This is a genomic window from Nocardia farcinica, from assembly GCF_029867845.1.
Taxonomy (GTDB): Bacteria; Actinomycetota; Actinomycetes; order Mycobacteriales; family Mycobacteriaceae; genus Nocardia; species Nocardia farcinica_A.
This window is the reverse complement of record NZ_JARWRU010000902.1, coordinates 1-1,768: the sequence shown is the minus strand read 5'-3', so window position 1 is coordinate 1,768 and position 1,768 is coordinate 1. Positions and strand designations below refer to the sequence as shown.

Below are 1,768 nucleotides of genomic sequence, written 5' to 3'. Positions count from 1 at the left end.
CCCCCGGGTGGGTGTCTCCGCCGGGCGCGGGGCTGGGCTCCGGCCCGCCCCCCGGGGGGGCCCCCGCGGCCCCCCCGGCGGCCCCCCCCCGGGGGGGGGGGCCCCCCACGGCAGGTACACCGGCGAGGTCGAGTTCTACTGCTACGGCGAGGGCAAGGTCACCGCGATCGAAAAGCTCGCCGCTAGTGAGGGTTACGACCTCTCGCGCTGCTACGCCTACTCCGATTCGATCACCGATCTGCCGATGCTCGGCGCCGTCGGGCACCCCACCGCGGTCAACCCGGACCGCGCGCTGCGCCGGGAGGCGATCGCCAGGGAATGGCCGGTGCTGACCTTCTCGAACCCGATCTCGCTGTGGGCGCGCTTCCAGTCGCCCTCGTCGACCACCGTGGCCGCGACGGCCGTCGTCGGCTTCAGCGCGGTGCTGGCGGGCACCGTCAGTTACCGGCTGTTGCGGAAACGTCGCTGAGCGCTCGCCGTCGCGCGCCGAGCGGGCGGCTGACACGCGAGAAGGTACTTCTGCCTGGGATTTCAACCCCTTGAGTGATCCGTCTCACGGTGGTAGAAAGGTAGCTACGGAGGGCCGGATGGCCAAGACCGAGCCGGAGGAGAAGGCTCGGCCCCCTGTCCGACACTCCCAGCACGGAGGCCAGGTACCCACGCGGAGCGCGCCGCGACAAGGGCAGCAGCGTTGTGGGCCTGCGTAGTTCGATTGCCGACGGCGAGAGCCTCGCACAGGTTGCGGGGATGAACCGGCGGAGTCCGAACGATCGCCGAGGCCACGGAACACAACCCCATCAGCACGCTTGGTAACCGGGTACTCCGTGCTAGCGGGCGGTGACATCGTCGAAGGACGATGCCGCCGCCCGCTTCATGTGCGCGGGCAGTCTTCCTGCGGGCGAGGGACTTCCGGCGGCGAACGACTTCCGGCGGCGAACGACTTCCGGCGGCGAACGACTTCCGGCGTGGCGGCTTTCAGCCCGCCGCCGAATCGGCGATCGAGGTCGCTTCCCGCGCGCCGTCCTCCAGCGCGCCGCAGCACAGGACGACCCAGCCGCCCACACCGGCCGGATCGCCGCTGGCGAAGGCCGCCGCGGCGTCCAGGTAGGCCTTCTTCCGCCGCAGCCAGAAGACTTCCGGCACCCCGAGGCTGTGCGGGTCCAGCCCACTGGACACCGTCACCAGCCGGGACGCGGCGCGGGCGACGATCCCGTCGGCGCTGCCGAACGGCCGAAGGGTCAGCAGTTCGCCGTGCACCACGGCGGCGATGACCGGCGCGGGCGCGCTGGTGGCCTGCAGGGTCTGGACGAGCAAATCCAGCCGTTGCGCGATGCCCGGTTCCTGGCGGGGGCGGCCCAGCGTCAGCTCGTCCTCGACCAGGTCGGCGGCGGCGAGCAGGTGCAGCCGGGCCAGCGCCTGCAGCGGCGCGCGCTGCCAGGTGGCGGTCAGGTTGCGCAGCGCGTCACCGTCGAGGGCCTGGCCGACCCGCAGCGAGCCGGCCAGAATCGGGTCCTCGACGCGGCCGTCGGGCGGGATGTCGGTGCTGCCGCCGTCGATGGCGGCCGAGGAGCGCGCGGCCCGGACGGCGGCCTCGGCGGCGGTGGTCGGCCAGCCGCGCCGGTTGGCCTTGTGCCGGTGCACCGCGGCGAGCGCGTCGCGGGCGCGGTCGGCGGCGTCGGGCACGCCGGGCAGATCGGCGAGGGGGTGGAGCGGGTCGGTCACGGGGTTCGAGGGTACTGTGGGCCTGCGGCCACCGAGGGGTACGGGG

At 73.5% G+C, this 1,768-nt stretch carries 2 protein-coding genes; one reads left to right on the top strand and one right to left on the bottom strand.

Annotation, left to right across the window (positions count from 1 at the left end):
- Positions 1–469, top strand: a 469-nt coding sequence (locus tag QH283_RS19870) for an HAD family hydrolase (RefSeq protein WP_280504493.1), incomplete at its 5' end; no start/stop codon positions are given.
- A gap of 506 nt (positions 470–975) precedes the next feature.
- Here QH283_RS19870 and QH283_RS19865 read toward each other — a convergent pair.
- Positions 976–1,722, bottom strand: a complete 747-nt coding sequence (locus tag QH283_RS19865; protein WP_280504492.1) for an oxidoreductase — start codon at positions 1,720–1,722, stop codon at positions 976–978.
- Between the last annotated feature and the right edge of the window lie 46 nt (positions 1,723–1,768).